Source organism: Arthrobacter sp. TJ-263 (assembly GCF_058269155.1).
Genome location: NZ_JBZCNE010000002.1, coordinates 201,114 through 223,710 on the forward strand (window position 1 = coordinate 201,114; position 22,597 = coordinate 223,710).

The 22,597-nt window shown below is 71.1% G+C and carries 19 protein-coding genes; 10 read left to right on the top strand and 9 right to left on the bottom strand.

Annotation, left to right across the window (positions count from 1 at the left end; translation table 11 throughout):
- Positions 1-7: 7 nt before the first annotated feature.
- The 8 genes from AC4D2F_RS11590 to AC4D2F_RS11625 all read right to left on the bottom strand — a co-directional run bounded on the left by AC4D2F_RS11590 (position 8) and on the right by AC4D2F_RS11625 (position 8,477).
- Positions 8-472: a DUF2087 domain-containing protein gene (locus AC4D2F_RS11590; protein WP_490910693.1), complete on the bottom strand. Its 465-nt coding sequence runs from the start codon at positions 470-472 to the stop codon at positions 8-10.
- Entirely contained in the window at positions 469-1,428 is a 960-nt protein-coding gene (locus AC4D2F_RS11595) for an inositol monophosphatase family protein (RefSeq protein ID WP_490910694.1), read from the bottom strand. Before AC4D2F_RS11595 ends, AC4D2F_RS11590 begins: the two co-directional genes overlap by 4 nt.
- Positions 1,425-3,752 (bottom strand): NAD-dependent DNA ligase LigA, encoded by a 2,328-nt coding sequence (ligA, locus tag AC4D2F_RS11600; protein ID WP_490910695.1) that lies wholly within the window; start codon positions 3,750-3,752, stop codon positions 1,425-1,427. The genes AC4D2F_RS11595 and ligA overlap by 4 nt, the downstream gene beginning before the upstream one ends.
- Before the next feature lie 6 nt (positions 3,753-3,758).
- The gene (locus AC4D2F_RS11605; RefSeq protein ID WP_490910696.1) at positions 3,759-4,718 is read right to left on the bottom strand and encodes a PP2C family protein-serine/threonine phosphatase; all 960 of its coding nucleotides are present in this window, start codon (positions 4,716-4,718) and stop codon (positions 3,759-3,761) included.
- 137 nt (positions 4,719-4,855) lie between these two features.
- Positions 4,856-6,097 (bottom strand): adenylate/guanylate cyclase domain-containing protein, encoded by a 1,242-nt coding sequence (locus tag AC4D2F_RS11610; RefSeq protein WP_490910697.1) that lies wholly within the window; start codon positions 6,095-6,097, stop codon positions 4,856-4,858.
- Positions 6,094-6,690 carry a PH domain-containing protein gene (locus AC4D2F_RS11615; protein WP_490910698.1) on the bottom strand — a complete coding sequence of 199 codons (597 nt, stop codon included), beginning with the start codon at positions 6,688-6,690 and terminating at the stop codon, positions 6,094-6,096. Before AC4D2F_RS11615 ends, AC4D2F_RS11610 begins: the two co-directional genes overlap by 4 nt.
- A gap of 3 nt (positions 6,691-6,693) precedes the next feature.
- The gene (locus AC4D2F_RS11620) at positions 6,694-7,575 is read right to left on the bottom strand and encodes a biotin--[acetyl-CoA-carboxylase] ligase (protein WP_104168359.1); all 882 of its coding nucleotides are present in this window, start codon (positions 7,573-7,575) and stop codon (positions 6,694-6,696) included.
- Between the two features lie 41 nt (positions 7,576-7,616).
- Positions 7,617-8,477, bottom strand: coding sequence for an SDR family oxidoreductase (locus AC4D2F_RS11625; protein WP_490910699.1), 861 nt, complete (start codon positions 8,475-8,477; stop codon positions 7,617-7,619).
- 251 nt (positions 8,478-8,728) lie between these two features.
- On the opposite strand from AC4D2F_RS11625, the gene AC4D2F_RS11630 reads away from it, so the two are divergent.
- Positions 8,729-10,312, top strand: a complete 1,584-nt coding sequence (locus AC4D2F_RS11630; protein ID WP_490911096.1) for an acyl-CoA carboxylase subunit beta — start codon at positions 8,729-8,731, stop codon at positions 10,310-10,312.
- Positions 10,309-10,560: an acyl-CoA carboxylase epsilon subunit gene (locus AC4D2F_RS11635; RefSeq protein WP_104168361.1), complete on the top strand. Its 252-nt coding sequence runs from the start codon at positions 10,309-10,311 to the stop codon at positions 10,558-10,560. Before AC4D2F_RS11630 ends, AC4D2F_RS11635 begins: the two co-directional genes overlap by 4 nt.
- A gap of 30 nt (positions 10,561-10,590) precedes the next feature.
- Here AC4D2F_RS11635 and AC4D2F_RS11640 read toward each other — a convergent pair whose 3' ends face one another.
- Positions 10,591-11,760 (bottom strand): serpin family protein, encoded by a 1,170-nt coding sequence (locus AC4D2F_RS11640; protein WP_490910700.1) that lies wholly within the window; start codon positions 11,758-11,760, stop codon positions 10,591-10,593.
- A gap of 136 nt (positions 11,761-11,896) precedes the next feature.
- On the opposite strand from AC4D2F_RS11640, the gene AC4D2F_RS11645 reads away from it, so the two are divergent.
- The 8 genes from AC4D2F_RS11645 to AC4D2F_RS11680 all read left to right on the top strand — a co-directional run bounded on the left by AC4D2F_RS11645 (position 11,897) and on the right by AC4D2F_RS11680 (position 22,505).
- Complete coding sequence (locus AC4D2F_RS11645; protein WP_490910701.1) at positions 11,897-14,002, top strand: copper-translocating P-type ATPase; 2,106 nt, start codon at positions 11,897-11,899, stop codon at positions 14,000-14,002.
- Positions 14,003-14,016: 14 nt separating this feature from the next.
- A complete protein-coding gene (locus AC4D2F_RS11650; RefSeq protein ID WP_490910702.1) occupies positions 14,017-14,679 on the top strand; it encodes a DUF305 domain-containing protein in 663 nt (220 codons plus the stop codon).
- A 93-nt stretch (positions 14,680-14,772) separates the two neighbouring features.
- Complete coding sequence (locus tag AC4D2F_RS11655; RefSeq protein ID WP_490910703.1) at positions 14,773-16,488, top strand: DUF885 domain-containing protein; 1,716 nt, start codon at positions 14,773-14,775, stop codon at positions 16,486-16,488.
- 167 nt (positions 16,489-16,655) lie between these two features.
- A complete protein-coding gene (locus AC4D2F_RS11660) occupies positions 16,656-18,071 on the top strand; it encodes a dicarboxylate/amino acid:cation symporter (RefSeq protein ID WP_490910704.1) in 1,416 nt (471 codons plus the stop codon).
- A gap of 178 nt (positions 18,072-18,249) precedes the next feature.
- On the top strand, positions 18,250-18,795 hold the full coding sequence (locus tag AC4D2F_RS11665; protein WP_490911097.1) for an AMIN-like domain-containing (lipo)protein: 546 nt from the start codon (positions 18,250-18,252) through the stop codon (positions 18,793-18,795).
- Positions 18,796-18,898: 103 nt separating this feature from the next.
- Positions 18,899-19,531 (top strand): Maf family protein, encoded by a 633-nt coding sequence (locus AC4D2F_RS11670; protein WP_490910705.1) that lies wholly within the window; start codon positions 18,899-18,901, stop codon positions 19,529-19,531.
- Positions 19,532-19,639: 108 nt separating this feature from the next.
- A complete protein-coding gene (locus AC4D2F_RS11675; protein WP_490910706.1) occupies positions 19,640-21,481 on the top strand; it encodes an acetyl/propionyl/methylcrotonyl-CoA carboxylase subunit alpha in 1,842 nt (613 codons plus the stop codon).
- A 91-nt stretch (positions 21,482-21,572) separates the two neighbouring features.
- Entirely contained in the window at positions 21,573-22,505 is a 933-nt protein-coding gene (locus tag AC4D2F_RS11680) for an NADP-dependent oxidoreductase (protein WP_490910707.1), read from the top strand.
- Positions 22,506-22,597 lie beyond the last annotated feature (92 nt).

Genomic DNA, 22,597 nt, shown 5'->3' on the forward strand with positions numbered 1-22,597 from the left:
CCGTGTCTCAGGGAGCCTCTGTGACCCGTCGATAGCCCGTCCCGTCCGGATAGCGCTCCAGATACCCGTGGTCCACGAGCGCGCGGCGCAGCGTCGGTATGTCGTGCGTGACGGTCGCCAGCAGACGGTTGACCTCGGGTTCGCCGAGTTCCATGTCGGCCGGGAGGAGCCTCCCGGCGAGGTGCGCCAGCAGGGCGGTGCGGTCCTGCCCGGCGCGCGGCAGGCCGTCGATCCGCCCGTCCCGGAAGAACCGGTCCACCCCTTTCGGGGTGGGCGCCGCGGCGGCGAGCACGTCCGTGAAGAGCCCCTCCGCGACGGCGTGTTCCGGCGTCAGCAGTCCGGCGTCGACCAGCCGCTGCAGCTCCTTCGGTGTGGCGTCGAGCGGCTGCCCGAGCACGGCCCGGGCATACAGTTCGCGGGAGCGTCCGCCGGCGAGGGTGGACAGCACCTTCTGCCAGGACGGAGCGGTCATGCCCGGCCCTCACCGGGCGTGGAACCGGGCACAGACCCGGGCGCGGAACCGGGCACAGACCCGGGCGCGGAACCGGGCACAGACCCGGGCGCGGAACCGGGCACAGACCCGGTGAGGGAGCCGATGAACGCGGCGGGTGCGGCCGCGGTGACCTCCGCCAGCCGCTCGGCCTCGGTAGGGCCGCCGTCGAGCAGGGGTCGGAGCGCCGGCCGGTGGACGGACAGGCCGGCCTCCTCGGCGATCAGGGCGCCGGCCGCGTAGTCGTGCTCGTGCAGGCCGCGTTCCACGAAGGCGTCGAGCGTGCTGTCGGCCACGAGGCACAGGTCCAGGGCCGCCGAGCCGAGGCGGCGGACGTCCCCGTAGCCCTCGAGGAGCGTCCCGAGGGCGACGACCTGCTCCGCCCGGATGGCGGCGTCGTAGGAGAATCCGGTGCCGAGGAGCCGTCCCTGCCTGGTGCGCGGGCCCCCGAGGCGCCGCACGGCCCCGTGGTCGCTCAGCCAGGCTCCCCCGCCGCGGGACGCCCAGTAGATGCGGTGCAGCGCGGGCGCGTGGACGACGCCGGCGAGCCAGGTGCCGTCGGGGCCGGCGGCGGCCACGGACGTGCCGTAGTAGACGATGTTGCGGATGAAGTTGGTGGTGCCGTCGAGGGGATCGATCGACCAGCGGACGCCGTCGCCGCCCGGGGTGGACCCGCCGGGCACCGTGGTGCCGAGCTCCTCGCCCGTGATCGCGTCGTGCGGCCGCGCGCCCGCGATGACGGTCCGGACCGCGTGTTCCGCGGCGACGTCGAACGCGGTCACCCAGTCGCTGTCCGAGCTCTTGCTGGTGGCGTCCAGCGCCTCGGGATCACGCCGGGCCAGCACGGCGGCGCCTGCCGCGGCGGCCTGCCGGGCCAGATGGAGGAGCACCTCCGGGGCGGGTGCCCGGGCGTCGCCGGTCCCGGGCGCGGCGGTCATCGGACGGTCCGTCCGTCCGGATCCGTGCCGGCCCCGGCCTCGAGCTCCTCGGCCAGCTCGGTGTCCTCGCTCTCGTCGCCGTCGTTCCCGGCCGGTCCGCCGTCGTCGGGCTCCCCATTTGCGGGGCCGTTCTCGAGGAGGGCGATGAAGCCCTCCTCGTCGAGGACCGGGATGCCGAGCGTCTCGGCCTTCTCCAGCTTGGTGCCGGCGTTCTCCCCGGCCACCACGTAGCTCGTGTTCTTCGACACCGAGCCGGCGGCCTTGCCGCCGCGCGTGATGATCGCTTCCTTCGCCTCGTCGCGGTTGTACCGCTCGAGGGACCCCGTCACGACGACGGTGAGGCCCTCGAGGGTGCGCGGCGTGCTCTCGTCGACGTCGTCCTCCATGCGGACCCCGGCCGCGGCCCACCGGTCCACGATCTCGCGGTGCCAGTCCTCCGCGAACCACTCGGTGAGCGCGACGGCGATGGTGGGGCCGACGCCGTCGACGCCGGCGAGCTCCTCCTCGCTCGCGGCGCGGATCCGCTCCATGGATCCGAAGGCCGTGGCGAGGGCGCGCGACGCGGTGGGGCCGACGTGCCGGATGGAGAGCGCCACGAGCACGCGCCACAGCGGCTGCGTCTTCGCCTTCTCCAGTTCGGTGAAGAGCTTCCGGGTGGTGGCACTGGGTTCGGAGGGCTTCTTCGCGGTGCCCTTGGAGTAGAAGTAGGGCACGAGTTCGCGGCCCGTGACGACGCCCTTGACCTTCTTGTCCCGCTCGATCCTGACGTCCGCCAGCTTCTCCGGGGTGAGGTCGAAGATGTCGGCCTCGGTGGTGATGGGCGGTACCGAGGGCTCGGCGGGCTGCGTGAGGGCGATGGCCGCCTCCCAGCCGAGGGCCTCGATGTCGAAGGCGCCGCGGCCTGCGAGGTGGAACACGCGCTCGCGCAGCTGCGAGGGGCACGAGCGGGCGTTGGGGCAGCGGATGTCGACGTCGCCCTCCTTCGCCGGCTGCAGCGGGGTCCCGCAGGACGGGCACTCGGTGGGCATCACGAACTCGCGGACAGGCGGGTCCTGCTTGTCGCGCAGGGCCATGACCGGGCCCACGATCTCCGGGATGACGTCGCCCGCCTTCCGGAGCACCACGATGTCGCCGATCATCACACCCTTGGCCTTGACCACCTCCTGGTTGTGCAGCGTGGCCATCCCCACCGTGGACCCGGCGACCTTGACCGGCTCCATCAGCCCGAACGGCGTGACGCGGCCCGTCCGGCCGACGTTCACGAGGATGTCGAGCAGCTTCGTGTTCACCTCCTCGGGCGGGTACTTGTACGCCACCGACCAGCGAGGCACGCGGGAGGTGTGGCCGAGGGCGCGCTGCAGCGCGAAGCTGTCCACCTTGACCACGATGCCGTCGATCTCGTGGAGCAGGTCGTGGCGGTGGTCGCCGTGGTGCGCGATGAAGTCGACGACCTCGGCCTGGCTATGGAGCACCCGGTAGTAGGGGGACGTCGGCAGGCCCCACCCCTTCAGCAGCTCGTAGGTCTCCGACTGCGTCCCGGCCGACAGCCCCGTCCGGGCACCGATGCCGTGCACGTACATGTCCAGCGGCCTCTCCGCCGTCATGGTCGGGTCCTTCTGGCGCAGGGAGCCGGCGGCGGCGTTCCGCGGGTTGGCGAAGGGCGCTTTCCCCGCGGCCACCATGCGCTCGTTGAGCTGGCCGAATTCCTTGGTGGGGAAGAACACCTCGCCGCGGATCTCCACCTCCTCGGGGTGGTCCGTGCCCGCGAGGTGCCGGGGGATGGAGGCGATCGTGAGGACGTTGTGGGTGATGTCCTCGCCCGTGACGCCGTCACCGCGCGTCGCGGCGCGCACCAGTTCCCCGTTGCGGTAGAGCAGGTTCACGGCGAGGCCGTCGATCTTGAGTTCCGTCAGCCACTCGACGGTCGCGCCGGGGCTGCGCTGCTCGACGCCGGCGCTCGCGCGATCCAGCCAGGCCGTCAGCTCGTCGAGGGAGAAGACGTCCTCGAGGCTGTACATGCGGGCCAGGTGGTTCACGGGGGTGAACGCCGCGGACACCTCGCCGCCCACCTCCTGCGTCGGCGAATCGTTCGCGACGAGCTCCGGGTGGAGCGCCTCGAGCTCCTCGAGGCGGCGGAACAGGGCGTCGAACTCGGCATCGGAGATGGTGGGCGCGGCGTCCTGGTAGTACGCGGCACGGTGCACACGGACGTCCTCGGCGAGCTGCGCGTACTCCTCACGGAGCTCGTCGCTGGGGGGGCCGCCCTGCCCGGCGGGGGTGGCGTCTACCGATGCACTCTCGAGTCCTGGGGTCACTTTCCTCATCCTGCCCTACGGCTCCGACACCGGCCAGCGGTCGCCGTCCGCGACGAACCGGCCACCCGCAGCGGCACCGGAGCGCGGCCTGTCCCCGTCCCGATCCGGGCCGTCGGGATCCGAGGCGTCGGGATCCGAGGCGTCGGGATCGGAGGCGTCGACGACGATCACGGTCACGTTGTCGCGGGCTCCGGACCGGAGGGCCGCCGCGATCAGCTCGTCGCACGCCTCCTGCGGGTCCGGGACGGTGGCCAGGATCGTGTAGATGTCCTCGTCGGTCACTTCGCCGCTCAATCCGTCCGAGCAGAGCAGGATGCGGTCGCGGTCCTCGACCGGCATCAGCCAGAAGTCCGGGTCGGCGTCGTCCCCGGTCCCCAGGGCGCGGGTCACCACATGCCGGCGGTGGTGGGTCCTGGCCTCGTCCTCGGTGATGCTCCCGAGGTCCACGAGTTCCTGGACCTCGGAGTGGTCCACGGAGATCTGCCCGAAGGTGCCGCTGCTCAACCGGTACGCCCGGGAGTCCCCCACGTTGAAGAACAGCCAGGAGGGGGCACCGGCCTCCTCGACGAGCACGACGCCCGTCAGGGTGGTGCCCGCGTGCCCGCCGGCCTCGCTCCGGATGCGCTGGTCGGCCTGCTGGATGATCTCCTCGAGGTCGGTCGCCGTGAGCTTGGGCATGCGCGTCCCCGCGAGGCTGCTGCCCTCCAGGGTGCGCACGACGACGCTGCTGGCCACCTCGCCGGCCTCATGTCCGCCCATCCCGTCCGCGACGGCGAAGACCGGCTCGACGGCGAGGAAGGAGTCCTCGTTCAGTTCACGGCGCAGCCCGCGGTCGGTGCCGAAGCCGTAGGTCAGCCGGACACCGAGACCGGGTGCCGTCCCGGCGTCCTGCTGCCGGGGGGCGGAACCGGAGATGCCCTCGGAGGTGGGCCCGACGTCGACGGCGTGTGAGCCGTTCGCCCGCGGTTCGCTCATGCCGTTCCTCGCGACGTGCGGAGGGGACGGGCCGGGGTGAGGGGCATGCAGCCCTGCTGGTCAGTCATGTCCCCATTCTGCCCTCTGCCCGCTCGGAGACGCCGAAGCGCCGCCGCAGGACCCGCGAGGTCGTGAAGTCAGTCGAGGATGATCCCCGTGCCGGTCCCCCGCGCGAGGGTCACGGGCTGCACCTCCCCGAAGCCGCGGACCTGCCGCGGCTCGTGCGGCACGAGGACGAACCTCTCGTTGGCGGAGAGCGTCGCGGCGGTGCCGGAATCCACGAGGACCTCGCCCGGTTCCGCGAGCGCGGTGAGGCGCGCCGCGAGGTTGACCGTCGGCCCGTAGATGTCGCCGAGCCGCGAGAGCACGCGGCCCCACACGAGGGAGCAGCGGGCGGCGGGGAGGAATTCGTCCTCGGAGAAGGCCTTGGCCAGGGCCAGCGAGATCTCGGCCCCGGCCTCCGGCGACTCGGCGATGTAGAGGACCTCGTCGCCGATCGTCTTCACGAGCCGGCCGCCGCCCACGGAGATGATCTCGGCGCTCTTGTTCTCGAACCGCTGCACGAGCTGCGCGAGCGTCCGCTCGTTCATCTGCCGGGACAGGCTCGTGTAGGACACGAGGTCGGCGAAGCCCACGGCGCGCGCGAGCGGCAGCGGGGCGTCCTGCTCGTCCCCGGCGCGGCCCGTCTCGCTCGAGGCCAGGCCTGATTCGGCGCGGAGCGCCAGCCGCTGGACCGCGGCGTTCATCTGGCGGCGCCACGCGTAGACCAGCGTCTTCTCGAGCGGATCGATGAGGTCCGGCAGTTCGGACACGAGGGTCTTCCGCGCGTCGGCGTCGGAGAGCCCGCGCTGCGCCACCATCTCCTCCACGATCGCCTCGATCTGCCAGACGACCATGCGGTCCGTCATCTGGCCGACGGCCCGCGTGATCGAGATGGCGGCGTCCTCGGTGAGCTGCTCCTGGCGCACCAGGTCGATGATCGTGGTGAGGGCGCCGAGGTCCTTCTCGGTGAAGGCGACGTCGTCGTCCCCGATGTTGGGGAAGCCCATGGCGCGCCACAGCTTGCGGGCGGACAGCAGGGACACGCCCGCGCCCGCCGCGATGTCGCGGCGCTTGAGGGTGCGCTCGGCCCCGAGGAGTTCGCGCTCCAGGCGGCGGATCGTCTCACGGTCCAGTTCGATCGGCGCCCCGCTCGACGGAGCATCCTCCGGGCCGCCTCCGGTCGCCATGTCGGACTGGAGCTGCCACACGGCCTTCGGTGACGTCGAGGCTGCGGCGTCGGGGGCGTTCCCGGTCTGCCCGGACGCCCGGATGGCCTCGCCTGCGGCGCCCTCCGGGTCTTCGGGCTGCCCGGCCTCACGGCGGTGCTCGACTGTCACGGTTGCGTGTCCCTCCATTCCTGCTGCACCCGGGGCGTCCCGCCGCGGGCGTACTGCGGATCGATTTCCATGTCTACTCCGTCGAACATGCGGGTGAGCGGGAGCTCGCCGATCGCCTGGACCACGTAGTCCTTGAACGTTGCGATCTGCGGAACGTGCCGGTAGGCGTGCGCCCGGTCGAATCCGAGGTCCGCGATGAGCGTCCCGCTGCCCACCATCCGCTGCATCAGCCCCTGGTTCGTCTGGAGCTGCGAGATCGCCGACAGGTTGATCTGGTGCTCGGTGCGCCGCCCCGTCCCCGACCGGTGGATGAGGCGCATGCTCGTGAGGACGTACCGGTTGCCGGCCCACCGGAGCAGTGGCCGCCCCACCACCCACAGGAACACCAGCACCGCGACGCCGAACACCACCGGCAGGAGCACGGGCTGCCACTCGGCCACGCCGGCGGGGAGATCGGGCCGGGCGAGGTAGCCGAGCCCGAAACTCCCGACGGCGAGGAGGAGGAACCCAGCGACGACCGGCCCGGCGAGCGGCAGGGGGTTGGGCCGGGTACGGACGAGGACACGCTCCCCGGGCAGCAGCCTGATCCGCACGGGCTACACCTGCGGGCGCACGTGCACCACGTCGCCGGCGGAGATGGTGTGGCGCTCGCCGTCGTCGTCGCGCACCACGAGCCCGCCGTGCGCGTCGAGGGACAGGGCGCGTCCGGCCACCACGACGCCGCCGGGCAGCTCCGCGCGGACGTCCCGGCCGAGCGTCGCCATGCGGGCGCCGATGCGCTCCAGCAGCGACGGCCCGGAGTCCCATGCCGCGCCGGCGTCGCCGTCGACGTCGCAGAAGGCACGGTAGTGGTCGGCGAACGTGCGCAGGAAGGACTTCAGCAGGACGTTGCGGTCCGTGGTCCCGGCGTACTCGAGGAGCAGGCTCGTGGCGGTGGGGACGGGGAGCTCGTCGTCGGTGAGGCTGACGTTCAGCCCCACCCCGACGACGACGGCGGGCGGCTCGGCGCCCGCCCCCGGCACGAACTGGGCCAGGACACCGGCGAGCTTCCGCCCGTCCACGGTGACGTCGTTGGGCCACTTCAGCTGCGGGGAGATCTTGGTGCGTTCCTCGACACTCTCCGCGACCGCGAGTGCGGCGAGCAGGGAGAGCCACGAGTAGGCGCCGGTGGGGACGGGCCGGCCGTGCCGGTTGAAGGGGCGCAGGAGCACGCTCACGAAGAGCGAGGAGCGTTCCGGTGCCACCCAGCTGCGGTCCAGCCGGCCGCGCCCCGCGGTCTGCGTCTCCGCCGCGAGCACGCTGAGGTCCGGCCACCCGGCCGCCTCCACCTGGGCGTGCTCTACGAGGTCGGTGTTGGTGGACCCGGTCGTGGCCACGACGTCGAGCCGCGAGAACGGACCGGCCGGCATGCACAGGGCTGTCCTCAGCGCGCCGAGGTTCAGGCCGGGGCGCTCGAGATTGGAGTAGGGGGAGGACATGACATCGATCCTATCCGGCCCCGCGTGCACCGGCCGGGGCGTCAGAGGAAGATGTCGGGGACCAGCCGGTCCTCCGGGACGCCGAGGCTGTACCGGGTCAGGTCGGTGACGCCTTCCTCGCGCAGCACCTGCTCGTCCGTGTAGAAGTTCCCGGTGCAGCTGCGCGACGGACGGACGAGGACGGCGTGGGCGGCGTCGGCGACGATCTCCGGGCTGCGGGCCGCCTGTACGAGGCGGCTCCCGCCGGGCATGTTGCGGATGGCCGCGGTGTCGATCAGGGTGGCGGGCCACAGCGAGTTGACGGCCACGCCGTCGTCCTCGAGCTCCTCCGCGAGGCCGAGGGTGGTCAGGCTCATCCCGTACTTCGCCATGGTGTAGGCGAGGTGCAGGCCCGCCCACTTCGGCGCGAGGTTCAGGGGCGGGGAGAGCGTCAGGATGTGCGGGTTCGGCGAGGCCCGGAGCGCCTCGAGCGCGAACTTGCTGAGCATGAAGGTGCCCCGCACGTTGATGTCGGCCATGAGGTCGTACCGCTTCATGTCCACGTCGGGTGTCTTCGACAGGTCGATCGCGGAGGCGTTGTTCACGACGACGTCGATGCCGCCGAACGCCTCGACGGTCGCGTCCACGGCGGAGGCGACGTCGTCGTCGTTCCGTACGTCCCCCACGATCGGCAGGGCCATCCCGCCCGCGGCCTCGATCTGCTCCGCGGCGGTGTACACGGTGCCCTCGAGCTTCGGGTGAGGCTCCCCGGTCTTGGCCATGATGGCCACGTTCGCGCCGTCACGGGCGGCGCGGAGGGCGATGGCCAGGCCGATGCCCCGGCTTCCGCCGGACATGAGGATGGTGCGTCCGGCGAGCGTGGCCGGGGCCTGTGGTTCCTGCGCTTCGTTGCGTTCGGTCATGGCTCCACCATAAGCAGCGGTGAGCCCCGGACGGCCCGCGACGCACCGATGTTACCCGCGGGTAACATCGGTGGCCCGGCTAAGCGATGACGGCGGAAACTGTAGACGTCCTACAACGGCGCGCCCCCGGATCCTCACTAGACTGAGGGAAACGCGCCGTCCGTTGTCGGAAACCTCCAGTCACGGCTGGGGCTCCCCCGGTGGCGCCCGCCCTCCTCGACCCGCCGACCGGAGTATTCATGCATCAGGACCTGCAGCCCGACCTCACCACGACGGCCGGGAAGCTCGCCGACTTCCGGAGGCGCAAGGAGCTCTCGGAGCAGCCCTCGGGACCCGAGGCGATCGAGCGGCAGCACGCCCGGGGCAAGAACACGGCGCGCGAGCGCATCGACCTGCTCGTGGACGAGGGCTCCTTCGTCGAGTTCGACGCCCTCGCGGTGCACCGCTCCACGGCCTTCGGCATGGAGAGGAAGAAGCCCCTGGGCGACGGCGTCGTGTCCGGGTACGCGACCGTCGACGGCCGGCTGGTCGCCGTCTACAGCCAGGACTTCACCGTCTACGGCGGTTCGCTGAGCCAGGTGAACGGGGAGAAGATCGTCAAGGTGCAGGAGTTCGCACTGCGCAACGGCTGCCCCGTGATCGGCATCAACGACGGCGGGGGCGCCCGCATCCAGGAGGGCGTGGCGTCGCTGGCGATGTTCGCGGACATCTTCCGCAACAACGTCCATGCTTCGGGGGTGGTCCCGCAGATCTCCCTGATCATGGGCCCGTGCGCCGGCGGGGCGGCCTACTCCCCCGCGCTCACCGACTTCGTGGTCATGGTGGACAGGACCTCGCACATGTTCATCACGGGCCCGGACGTCATCAAGACCGTGACCGGCGAGGACGTGGACATGGAGACCCTCGGCGGGGCGCGCCAGCACAACACGACGACGGGCACCTCCGCGTATCTCGCCACGGACGAGGCGGACGCCATCGGCTTCGTCCGCGAACTCCTCGACTTCCTGCCCTCCAACAATCTCGCGGAGGCCCCGCTGACGGCGTTCGTCGAGGAACCCGAGGAGACGGACGAGGACCTCGCGCTCGACACCCTGATCCCCGACGCCGCGAACCAGCCCTACGACATGCACGCCGTCATCGAAGCGGTCGTGGACGACGCCCACTTCCTCGAGATGCAGGCGCTGTACGCGCCGAACATCATCACCGGCTACGCCCGCGTGGAGGGCCACACCATCGGCATCGTCGCCAACCAGCCCCTGCAGTTCGCCGGGACGCTCGACATCAACGCCTCGGAGAAGGCCGCGCGCTTCGTGCGCCACTGCGACGCCTTCAACATCCCCCTCCTGACCCTCGTCGACGTGCCGGGCTTCCTGCCCGGCAAGGACCAGGAGTTCCAGGGCATCATCCGCCGCGGCGCGAAGCTGCTCTACGCCTACGCCGAGGCGACGGTCCCCAAGCTGACGGTCATCACGCGCAAGGCCTACGGCGGCGCGTACATCGTCATGGGGTCCAAGAAGCTCGGCGCGGACCTCAACCTCGCCTGGCCCACCGCGCAGATCGGGGTGATGGGCGCGCAGGGAGCCGTCAACATCCTGTACCGGGGGCACCTGTCGGCCGTCGCCGAGGCCGGCGGGGACGTCGAGGCCGCACGCGCCGACGTCGTCCAGCAGTACGAGGAGGAACTGCTCAACCCGTACCAGGCGGCCGCCCTCGGCTACGTGGACGCCGTCATCGCGCCGTCCGAGACGCGCCTGCAGATCGTGCGCGGCCTCCGTGCCCTGCGCGACAAGCGCTCGGCCAATCCCGCCAAGAAGCACGGGAACATCCCGCTGTGACCGGCCACGACCCGCTCGACGACGCCTCCGGCGACAGCCCGGCGGCGGACGACGCCGTGGTCCTCTCGGTGGTGTCCGGCAACCCCACCGACGAGGAACTCGCGGCGCTCACCGCCGTCGTCGCCGCCCTGCAGGGAAGCGGCACCGGGTACGACGCCCGGAACCATGGGCGGTCCTGGGTGCGGCGGGCACTGCTGCGGCTGGGTCCGACGCCGGGCCCCGGATCCTGGCGGCGCAGCGTCCGCTGACCCCCACCGTGCGGCGGACGCCCGGCCTCGTCAGCGCGGATCGGCGACCGTGCCGAGGAAGAGCGGCAGCCCCGTGTCCTCGTGGATGATCTGGTAGCCGAACGGCCGGTCGAAGGCGATGCTGACCTCGGGAGGCACCGGAGCGCTCGTCATCATGGCCAGCTGGGTGACGGCCGCGGCGATGGTGCCCTTCTCGGCCACCGTGATGGTCGCGGCCTGGGCAGCCCCCGAGACGCGGAGCCCGGGATGGATGGCGTCGAAGTCGGCGCCCGGACCTACGGTCTCCGCCAGCCCCAGACCCGCCAGCACCCCGATCAGGTCCAGATGGAGGCTGTGCTCCCACGTCGGCAGCGAGAGATCCACGCGGATGCTCTCCGCCGCGTCGAGTCCGTCCGCGATGCCGGCCAGCTCCTGTTCGTCCCAGGCGGGCGGGACCCCCTCGGCAGGCAGGACGAGCCGCAGGAAGAAACCGCCCCCGTAGGGCAGGTCGATGCCCTGCCAGTCGGGCCCCACGGCGTACCGGACCCAGCGGTAGCCGTGCATCGTCGGGACGAGGACCCGCGTGCCGGTGACCAGGGTGAAGGGGTCCTGGCCCGTTCCGGAGGCATCGAACGGTTCATCCCAGGCCGCGGCGAAGTACACGGCGTTCAGCATCGACAGCCCGGTGTCCGCGCCGACCGCCAGCGGGGCCCTGGCGACGCGGCCGCCGGTCTCCCTCCACACCCAGTCGTCGATCAGCCCCGGCGTGGCGGGGTCCGCGAAGTCCACCGGGTGGACCCCCGCACCGTAGTACCGGGCGAGCGTGGCGAGGAACGCCTCCCCGATCTCCCCGCCCTCGGGGACGAAGACCGCGTTGGCGAGGTGCACGAGGGGCTGCCCGGGCAGATCCTCCTCGTCGACGCTGACGGGGTCGCCGTCGAAGTACTGCACCGTCGCGAGGAGCGCGTTCATCGCCGCGTGGTGCTCGTCCGGGAGCCCCAGGACCGCGTCCATCTCAGCCGCCGTCGTCGAGCCCGCGCCGGCGCGCAGCATCGACAGGGCATAGAGCGCGCTGACCGGGCTGGAGACCTGGTTGGTGTCGGGGCGCGCGGTGAGGGCCACCCCGAGCCGGAAGGCCGAGCGTCGGAGGGCCTCCTCGGCGTCGGCATACCGTCCCGGTTCGACGACGATGCGCGCCACAGGCGCCCTGAACTGCTTCATGGAAATCCCCCTCGCGTGATTCCCCCACGGTAGGCGCGGGCCCGGGAATTGACCATGGGGCGGGAAGCGGAACCCGCCCTTGACGTATACCCCTGGGGGGTATATGTTTACGGGCATCGGAGAAGGAGAGGACATCATGGACAGGAATCGATCCACCACAGCTCCGCCACCTGCGGAACACGAGGGTCATGGCGTGGACGAGGATCACCAGGTCCACTCCCAGGGCGAGCACGCCGGCCATTCCACGGCGATGTTCAGGCAGCGTTTCTGGATCAGCCTCACCCTCGCGATCCCCGTCCTGGCGTTCAGCCCCATGTTCACCATGCTCCTGGGGTCCATGCCGCCCGAGTTCCCCGGCTCGGCGTGGATCGCCCCGATCCTGGGCACGGTGATCTTCGTCTACGGCGGCACCCCGTTCCTGAAGGGCGGGGTGGCGGAGCTGAGATCCCGGCAGCCGGGCATGATGCTGCTGATCGCGATGGCGATCAGCGTCGCGTTCGCCGCCTCGTGGATCACCACCCTCGGCATCGGCGGGTTCGACCTCGATTTCTGGTGGGAGCTCGCCCTGCTGATCGTGATCATGCTGCTCGGGCACTGGATGGAGATGCGGGCCCTCGGGTCGGCCGCCGGAGCCCTCGACGCCCTGGCCGCACTGCTCCCCGACGAGGCGGACCGGGTCACCGCTGCCGGGGTCGAGACCGTGCCGGTCAGCACCCTGGCGACGGGCGACGTCCTCCTGGTCCGTTCCGGCGCACGCGTCCCGGCGGACGGGAGGATCGTCGACGGGACCGCGGAGTTCGACGAATCGATGATCACCGGGGAGTCCCGCACCGTCTCCCGCACGATCGGCGAGACGGTCGTCGCCGGCACCGTGGCGACCGACACCGCGGTCCGTATGGAGGTGACCGCCGTCGGCTCCGAGACCACGCTCGCCGGCATCCAGCGCCTGGTCGCCGAGGCACAGGCATCCTCCTCGAAGGCCCAGGCCCTCGCGGACCGGGCCGCCGCACTGCTGTTCTACTTCGCGCTCGGCGCCGGCATCCTGACCTTCGTCGCCTGGATGCTCCTCGGGAGCCCGGACGATGCCGTGATCCGCACCGTCACGGTCCTCGTGATCGCCTGCCCGCACGCCCTGGGACTGGCGATCCCGCTGGTCATCGCGATCTCCACCGAACGCGCCGCGAAGGCCGGGGTGCTCATCAAGAACCGGATGGCCCTCGAACGCATGCGCACGGTCGACGTCGTGCTCTTCGACAAGACCGGAACCCTCACCGAGGGCCGCCCCGCGGTCACGGCAACCACTGCCGTCGACGGCGTCCCGGAGGGGGAACTGCTGGCCCTGGCCGCAGCCGCGGAAGCGGACAGCGAGCACCCCGTCGCCCGAGCCCTCGTCACCGCAGCGCAAGCGAACCCCGCCGCGGCGGATCTCGCCTACACCGGAACCGGCTTCAGTTCCCTGACCGGCCGCGGCGTCCGGGCGACCGTCGACGGCCATGACGTCGCGGTGGGCGGGCCCGCGATGCTCCGGGAACTCGGCCTCGGTACTCCGCCGGACATCGGGGGTACCGTCCGGGCATGGGTGGGCCGCGGCGCCTCCGTGCTGCACGTCATCAGCGACGGCGCCGTGATCGGTGCGGTGAGGCTCGAGGACAGGGTCCGCGAGGAATCCCGTGCCGCCGTGACGGCCCTGCAGTCCCGCGGGGTGAAGGTCGCGATGATCACCGGCGATGCACGCCAGGTGGCCGACGCCGTCGCAGCGGACCTGGGGATCGACGAGGTGTTCGCCGAGGTCCTGCCGCAGGACAAGGACTCGAAGGTCGCCGAACTGCAGGCGCGCGGCCTGAGGGTCGCGATGGTGGGGGACGGCGTCAATGACGCCCCAGCCCTCGCGCGCGCCGAGGTGGGCATCGCGATCGGGGCAGGCACGGATGTCGCCATGGAATCGGCGGGCGTGGTCCTGGCGGGGAACGACCCCCGATCAGTGCTGGCGATGATTGACCTGTCCCGCGCGAGCTACCGCAAGATGATCCAGAACCTCGTCTGGGCCACCGGCTACAACGTGGTGGCCGTGCCCCTCGCAGCAGGGGTGCTGGCCTTCGCGGGGATCCTCCTCTCCCCCGCTGCGGGCGCGGTCCTGATGAGCGTGTCCACGATCGTCGTAGCCCTGAACGCGCAGCTGCTGCGGCGGATCGACCTCCGCCCGGAGCGGATCCACACACCGTCGACCACCACCGAACACTGAAGGACCTGAACATCATGAAGCAGAACCTTTCCATGGCAGCACTGGGCCTCGCCGCCGCCCTCACCCTTTCCGCCTGCGTCACCACAGGCACCGACGCAGGCACCGGCGCAGGCTCGACGACGTCGCCGGCCAGCGCCGGCACCGTATCCGAGGAGCACAACCAGGCGGACGTGATGTTCTCCCGGATGATGATCCCCCACCACGAGCAGGCGGTGGAGATGAGCGAGCTGATGCTCGCCAAGGACGGCACCAGCCCCGAGATCAGCGACCTCGCGACACAGATCAGGGACGCACAGGCGCCCGAGATCGCCACCATGAAGGGCTGGCTGGAGACCTGGGACGACGCCATGGGTCCGGACAGCATGGAGAGCCACGACATGGGAGACATGGAAGGCATGGGCGACGGAGACGGCATGGGATCCGGGTCTGGCCCCATGGAAGGCATGGAGGGGATGCTCAACGAGGACGAGATGGCCGAGCTCGAGCGCGCCGAGGGCACCGAGGCCTCGCGCCTGTTCCTCGAGTCCATGACGGTCCACCACGAGGGCGCGATCGAGATGGCGCAGGACGAGATCGGGAACGGCGAGAATCCGGACGCGATCGAGCTGGCCGAGACCATCGTGACGACGCAGCAGGCCGAGATCGACGAGATGAAGGAGTTGCTCGCGTCCCCCTGATCCCGGGATCCGCCGGTGTGGCCGTCCGTCCGAGCCACACCGGCACCACCCACTCGGTAGCCTCCGGCAACGGTCTGCCGCTAGGCTCGGAACGTGACCCACGACACCCCAGCCCCCTCCCCGTCCTCCAGCGAGCAGCCCGCGCGGCAGGCCACGGCCATCGACGCCGTCGCCACGTCGTACTACGAGACCCTGCTCGAGCTGATGCCCAACTTCGCCACCGAGCTCGGCCTGCCCGGCCACGAGACGGAGTACCAGGACTACTCGCCCGCCGGGATCGAGGCCCTCGCCGAAGCCGCCCGCACCACCCTGCGCCGGCTCGAGGACCTGCAGCCGACCGACGACGTCGACGCCGTCACGCTGGACGCCATGCGGGAGAGGCTCGGACTGGACCTCGAGATCCACGACGCCGGGTTCGGCTACTCCGAGCTGAACAACATCGCCTGCCCCGCCCAGAACATCCGCGCCATCTTCGACCTCATGCCCACCGCCACCGCGGAGGAATGGGATCACATCGCCGGACGCATGGCGAACGTGCCCGGCGCGATCGACGGCTACATCTCCTCCCTCCGCGCCGGTCGCGAGCGCGGCCTGGTCGCCGCACGCCGCCAGGTCGCCATCGTGATCGAACAGTCCACCAAGTATGCGGAGGACGGCGGATTCTTCGACGCCCTCGGCGCGACCGCCACCGCAGACGACGGCGAGCTGCCCGAGGGTGTCCGCGACCGGCTGCGGTCCGGCGCCGAGGCCGCCCGCGGCGCCTACCGCACCCTTGCGTCCTTCCTGCAGGACGACCTCCTCCCCTCCGCCCCCGAGAAGGACGCCGTCGGCCGCGAGCACTACGCCCTGATGTCGCGTGTCTTCCTCGGGTCCGCCGTCGACCTCGAGGAGACGTACCGGTGGGGCGTCGAGGAGCTCGACCGCGTCATCGCCGAGCAGGAGGCGGTGGCGAACGAGATCCGGGAGGGCGCCTCGATCGAGGAGGCCATCCGCATCCTCGACGAGGATCCCGCCCGCCAGCTCCGGGGCACCGAGGCGCTGCAGGCCTGGATGCAGGGACTCTCCGACAGGGCGGTGGACGCCATGGCCGGGGTCCACTTCGACATCCCCGACGTGATGCGGCGCCTCGAGTGCAGGATCGCCCCGACCAACGAGGGCGGCATCTACTACACCGGCCCCAGCGACGACTTCTCGCGCCCCGGCCGCATGTGGTGGTCCGTGCCCGAGGGCGAGGATTCCTTCACCACCTGGAAGGAGACGACCACCGTCTACCACGAGGGGGTCCCGGGGCATCACCTGCAGGTCGCGACGGCGACGTACCAGCGCGCGCTGCTGAACCCCTGGCGCCGCAACGCCATCTGGGTGTCCGGGCAGGGCGAGGGCTGGGCCCTGTACGCCGAACGCCTCATGCAGGAACTCGGGTTCCTGTCCGATCCCGGTGACCGCCTCGGGATGCTCGACGCCCAGCGCATGCGCGCCGCGCGCGTGGTGTTCGACCTCGGCGTCCACCTCGAACTGGAGATCCCCGAGCGGTGGGGCGAAGGCACCTGGACGCCGGAGAAGGGCTACGACTTCCTGAGGAAGAACATCGCCATCAGCGAGGGGCAGCTCAGCTTCGAGTTCACGCGCTATCTCGGCTGGCCGGGGCAGGCGCCGTCCTACAAGATCGGCCAGCGGCTCTGGGAACAGATCCGCGACGAGGTCCGGGCGGCCGAAGGTGAGGCGTTCGACCTCCGCGCCTTCCACACACGGGCCCTCAACCTGGGCTCCGTGGGACTCGATACGCTGCGCCGCGCCCTGGTCTCCTGACGTAGACGTTCGTCACAGGCGGGCCGGGGCGCTCCCCCGGTCCGCCCGCGGCGGTGGCGGCATTCCGCGGAAGTCCCGCGGCATCGGCGACGACGGCGATTGGCTGCTCCGTAACATTCCGCAACTTCCGCTTCGCCTTGGTATACGGCATCCCTAGAGTTTCGGGCGTGTCTACTGAAACCAGCTCCCCGCCCACCCGGCGCAGGCTGCCCCGCTGGGCGACCTCCTTCGGACCGCAGATCATCGCAGCCCTGGTCGTCGGGCTGGCCCTCGGCCTCATCGCCAAGTACACGGGGCACACCCAGGAGACGCCCACCGGCCTCGGCACCACGCTCGCCACCCTCGGCTCGAGCTACGTGGCCCTGCTCCGCGCCGCCGTCGTCCCCCTGATCTTCACCGCCGTCGTGAGCTCCATCGCGAACCTCCGCGCCGTCACCAACGCTGCACGGCTCGCCGGCCAGACCCTGCTGTGGTTCGCCATCACCGCCCTGATCGCCGTGGTCATCGGCATCGGCCTCGGTGTCCTCTTCCAGCCCGGCGCCGGCACGGAGGCGACCCAGCCCGCCGAGTACACCGGCAACACGGGAAGCTGGTGGGCCTTCCTGACCGGGCTCATCCCCGCCAACTTCCTCGGCCTCCAGGCCTCCTCGGCCGTCGCCGAGTCGGGAGCCGTCACCACGGCCCTGAACTTCAACGTGCTGCAGGTCCTCGTGGTCGCCGTGGCCGTCGGCATCGCCGCCCTGAAGGTGGGCAAGCAGGCCGAACCGTTCCTCGCCGTCAACGCCTCCGCCCTGGCCGTCATCCAGAAGGTCCTCTGGTGGATCATCCGGATCGCCCCGCTCGGCACGATCGGCCTCATCGGCAACGCCGTGGCCGTCTACGGCTGGGACACCATCGGCTCGCTCGGGAAGTTCACCCTGGCCATCTACGTGGGCCTGGCCCTCGTGCTGTTCGCGGTGTACCCCGTGCTCGTCAAGGCGCACGGGCTGTCGGTCAGGCAGTACTTCTCCGGCGCCTGGCCCGCCATCCAGCTGGCCTTCGTCTCGCGCTCGTCGGTGGGCACGCTGCCACTCACGCAGCGCGTGACGGAGCGGAACCTCGGAGTACCCCGCGGGTACGCGTCGTTCGCCGTGCCCCTGGGCGCGACGACGAAGATGGACGGCTGCGCGGCCATCTACCCGGCGATCGCCGCGATCTTCGTGGCCCAGTTCTTCGGGATCGACCTCAGCCTCACCCAGTACCTGCTGATCGCTCTCGTCTCCGTGCTCGGCTCCGCGGCGACCGCCGGGACCACCGGCGCCGTCGTCATGCTGACGCTCACGCTCTCCACGCTGGGACTGCCCCTGGCCGGCGTCGGCCTGCTCCTCGCCGTCGACCCCATCCTCGACATGGGTCGCACCGCCGTGAACGTGGCGGGCCAGGCCCTTGTCCCGACGATCGTCGCCCGGCGCGAGGGCCTGCTGGACCTCGACCTCTACAACGCCCAGCGCACCGGCGACCCGTTCGCCGATGACAGCGTGACCGACGCAGCCGACGCGGCCGCCGCCCCCAACGACGGCATCTCGGCGTCCGTGACCCGCTAGGTCCCGCCCGCTGCAGCGACGGCCCGCCCCCGGCATCCGCCCGGGAGCGGGCCGACCTGCGTCTGCGCTAACGATTCGGCGCCGTTCCGGGCGGTGACGGCGCTTTCCACCGGATACGGGAGGACGATTGACCTCCCTATCCAGTTCGACCAGGTGGTGCGCCGTGAACAAATCGCGCATGACGGGGAAGCTCTCCGCCACACTCGCCGCTCTCGCCCTCGCAGCAGGCCTCGGCCTCGCAGGGGGACCTCCGGCATCCGCCGCATACTGCGGCATCACATGGGGCTCGACGGCGAAAGTCGCCTCCGCGATGTCCCCGGCTCCCGTCACCAACGTCCGCGCGGGCCGACACGCGTGCTTCGACCGGCTGGTCATCGACGCGCGGGGACGCGGAGTCGGATACGACGTCCGGTACGTCTCCCAGTTCACCGGCATCGGGTCCGGGCTGCCGATCGCCCTCGGTGGCGGCGCGCGCCTGTCCGTGTCGGTGCACGCTCCGGCCTACAACAGCGCAGGGCAGGCCGCCTATCAGCCCGCCAACCCCAGGAGGGTCGTGAACGTCGCGGGCTACACCACCTTCCGCCAGGTCGCATTCGGCGGAAGCTACGAGGGATATACGAGCTTGGGGATCGGGGTGAGGGCACGCCTTCCCATGCGGGTCTTCGTGGTACCCGGCCCCGGTGCCGGGTCGAGGGTGGTGATCGACGTCGCGCACCGCTGGTGACGATCCTGCCGGTCGCGCCCCCGGAAGGTGACGCGGCCGGCGGCTCCCGCCGGTGGACCCGCGCGGTGGAACCGGGTGCCGCAGAGGCACCTAGGCTTGGTGCATGACCCTCCGCCTGATCCTCGCATCGAAGTCCCCTGCCCGCACCCGACTCCTCGACGACGCCGGCATCCGGCACTCGGTGCTCGTCTCCGACGTCGACGAGCCCGCCGTCGTCGCCGCCTACGGCGACCTCGACGCGCACGACACCTCGCTGCTGCTGGGGCGCGCCAAGGCCGAGGCCGTCGCGGCACTGGAGGAGGCGGACGACGCCCTCGTCCTCGGGTGCGACTCCGTGTTCGAGTTCGACGGCGAGGCGCACGGAAAGCCCTACGAACCGGCGGTCGCGATCGAACGCATCAGCCGCATGCGCGGCCGCTCCGGCGTCCTGCACACGGGCCACTGGCTCGTGGACACGCGCGCCGGCGGCTCCGGGGCGACCGTCGGGGCGGTCTCCTCGGCGACCGTCCACTTCGGCGCGATGTCCGACGCCGAGGTGGAGGCGTACGTGGCCAGCGGCGAGCCCCTGCACTGCGCCGGATCCTTCACGATCGACGGCTTGGGCGGCGCCTTCATCGAGCGCGTCGACGGCGATCCGCACGCCGTGGTCGGGCTCAGCATCTCCACGCTCCGCGCGCTCCTGCTCTCGGCCGGCGTCTCCGTGACGGACCTCTGGTCGCCTGCGGCCTCCTTGTAGGTTCCCTACAAAGGATCACCGCACAACACTCCCGTTCGGCACGATCCATGGGCGAAAGCCACCAAACCGGGCTAGGCTCCCACGAGAGAAGAAGGAGCCCCACCCCCCATGAGCCAGTCCCCCCTCAGCCCGTCCGAGTCCACCCCTGCGAACGCCCACAGCGCCGGCACCGACCCCCGGCAGCACCGCCGGGTGACGAAGGTCCTGGTCGCCAACCGGGGGGAGATCGCCGTCCGGGTCATCCGCGCCGCCCGTGACGAGGGAATCGCGTCGGTCGCGGTGTATGCGGAGCCGGACCGCGACGCCCTGCACGTCCGCATGGCCGACGAGGCGTTCGCGCTCGGTGGGGAGACCGCCGCGGAATCCTATCTGGTCATGGACCGCATCCTGGAGGCCGCGGAGCGCAGCGGCGCCGACGCCATCCACCCCGGCTACGGCTTCCTGTCGGAGAACGCCGAGTTCGCGCAGCGGGTCCTCGACGCCGGCATCACGTGGGTCGGGCCCTCCCCGCACTCGATCGCGCAGCTCGGCGACAAGGTCCAGGCGCGGCACATCGCACAGCGCGTCGGCGCGCCGCTGGTCCCGGGCACCACGGACCCGGTGGAGTCCGTCCAGGAAGTCATCGACTTCGCCACCGAGTTCGGGCTGCCCATCGCGATCAAGGCGGCGTTCGGCGGAGGCGGACGCGGCATCAAGGTGGTCCGCAGCCACGAGGAGATCCCCGAGCTGTTCGACTCCGCCGTGCGCGAGGCGACGGCGGCCTTCGGCCGCGGTGAGTGCTTCGTGGAGCGATTCCTCGACGCCCCGCGCCACGTCGAGACGCAGTGCCTCGCGGACGCCCACGGAAACGTCGTCGTGGTCTCCACGCGCGACTGCTCCCTGCAGCGCCGCAACCAGAAGCTCGTGGAGGAAGCGCCCGCCCCCTTCCTCTCCGCCGCACAGAACACCCAGCTCTACGAGGCCTCCAAGGCCATCCTGCGCGAGGCGGCGTACCAGGGGGCGGGCACCTGCGAGTTCCTCGTGGGCCAGGACGGCACCATCTCCTTCCTCGAGGTGAACACGCGGCTCCAGGTGGAGCACCCCGTCTCCGAGGAGGTCACGGGCCTCGACCTCGTGCGCGAACAGTTCCGCATCGCCCGCGGTGAGGAACTCGGATACGGGGACCCCGAGGTCCGCGGCCACTCGTTCGAGTTCCGCATCAACGGCGAGGACGCCGGCCGCGGCTTCATGCCTGCACCCGGCACCGTGCAGACGCTCACCCTCCCGACCGGGCCGGGCATCCGCGTGGACTCCGGCATCGAAGCCGGCGAGGTGATCGGCGGCAACTTCGACTCCATGCTCGCCAAGCTGATCGTCAGCGGCGCCACCCGCGATCAGGCCCTGCAGCGCGCACGCCGGGCCCTCAGGGAGATGGTCGTGGAGGGCATGCCGACCGTGCTCCCGTTCCACGCCGCCGTCGTCGAGGATCCCGCGTTCGCGCCCGTCGACGGCCCCTTCTCGGTGCACACGCGCTGGATCGAGACGGAATTCACCAACACCATCGAGCCGTGGAAGGGGCCCGCCGAACCCACCGCGGACGACGATGTCCGCCAGCGCGTCACCGTGGAGGTCGGCGGGCGGCGCCTCGAGGTGGTGCTGCCCGCCGGGTTGGGCGCGACGCCGAACGGCAAGCCGGCCGCACCGGCGAAATCCAAGAAGTCCTCGCGCGCCCGGGCCGGCAAGACGGCCGTCAGCGGCGACGAGCTGACGTCCCCCATGCAGGGCACCATCGTGAAGGTCGCGGTGTCCGACGGCGACAAGGTGACCGAGGGCGATCTCATCATGGTGCTCGAGGCCATGAAGATGGAGCAGCCGCTCACGGCGCACAAATCGGGCAAGCTGTCCGGCCTGACGGCGAAGCCCGGCGACACCGTGTCCGCCGGCTCGGTCCTCGCCACCATCCGCGACTAGCCGTCCTGCCGTGGAATGACTCCGCCCTGATCTCCGTTCTGAAACTGTCGATAGTTTCCACAAGCCACAAATGTCACGGAGTTGGTTCGTCATGAAAGCAATCGGAATCACGGAGTTCGGCGGCCCCGAGGTCCTGACCGTTCAGGATCTTCCCGAGCCACATCCCGGTGAGAAGGAAGTACGCATCAGGGTCAGGGCTGCCGCCGTCAGCCCCACCGACACGAACGTCCGCACGGGCGCCTATGACATGAGCCGGTCCGAGCCGCCCTACATGCCAGGGATGGATGCCGCCGGTGTCATCGACGAAGTGGGCGACGGCAGCACGTGGTCCGTCGGCGACGCGGTCATGGCGATCGCGCTGCCCCTGGGGCACCACGGCGGCGCCTACGTCGAATACCTCGTGGCACCCGACGATTCGATCGCGCGGATTCCCGCGAACACCACGCTCGAGGAAGCCGCCACCCTTCCCATGAACGGCCTCACCGCCGTGCAGATCCTCGAACTCGCAGCACTGCAGCCCGGACAGGTCCTCGCCGTCACGGGTGGGGCCGGGACGCTGGGCAACTACACGATCCAGCTCGCCAAGCAGCAGGGCCTGGTCGTGATCACGGACGCAGCACCGAAGGATCGTCCCCTGGTGGAGGGTCTTGGAGCCGATCACGTCCTCGATCGGGGCGCGGACCTCTCCGAGCGCATCAGGGAGATCTTTCCCGACGGCGTCGACGCCGTTGCCGACACAGCGCTGCTGCACGGCGACGTCGTACCCGCGGTGCGCGATCAGGGAGTCTTCGTCTCGGTCCGGGGCTGGAAGGGCGATCGACCTACCCGCGACATCCGTTTCGAGGCTGTCTGGGTGTTCGACGAGTACCTCTCCGCCGCCAAGCTCGACGGCCTCCGCCAGGCGGTGGAGGACGGCATCCTCACGGCGCGCGTGGCAGACACACTGGCCGCCGAGGACGCCCCCGAAGCGCACCGTCGTCTCGAAGCAGGAGGCGTCCGCGGTCGGCTGGTGCTGACCTTCTAGATCGCCAGGGCTGGGAGCGCCGACTTCCCGACCTCACGTGGTGGTCGTGCTGGAGCACGACCACCACGTGCCTCTTCTCCCGGACGGCGCGA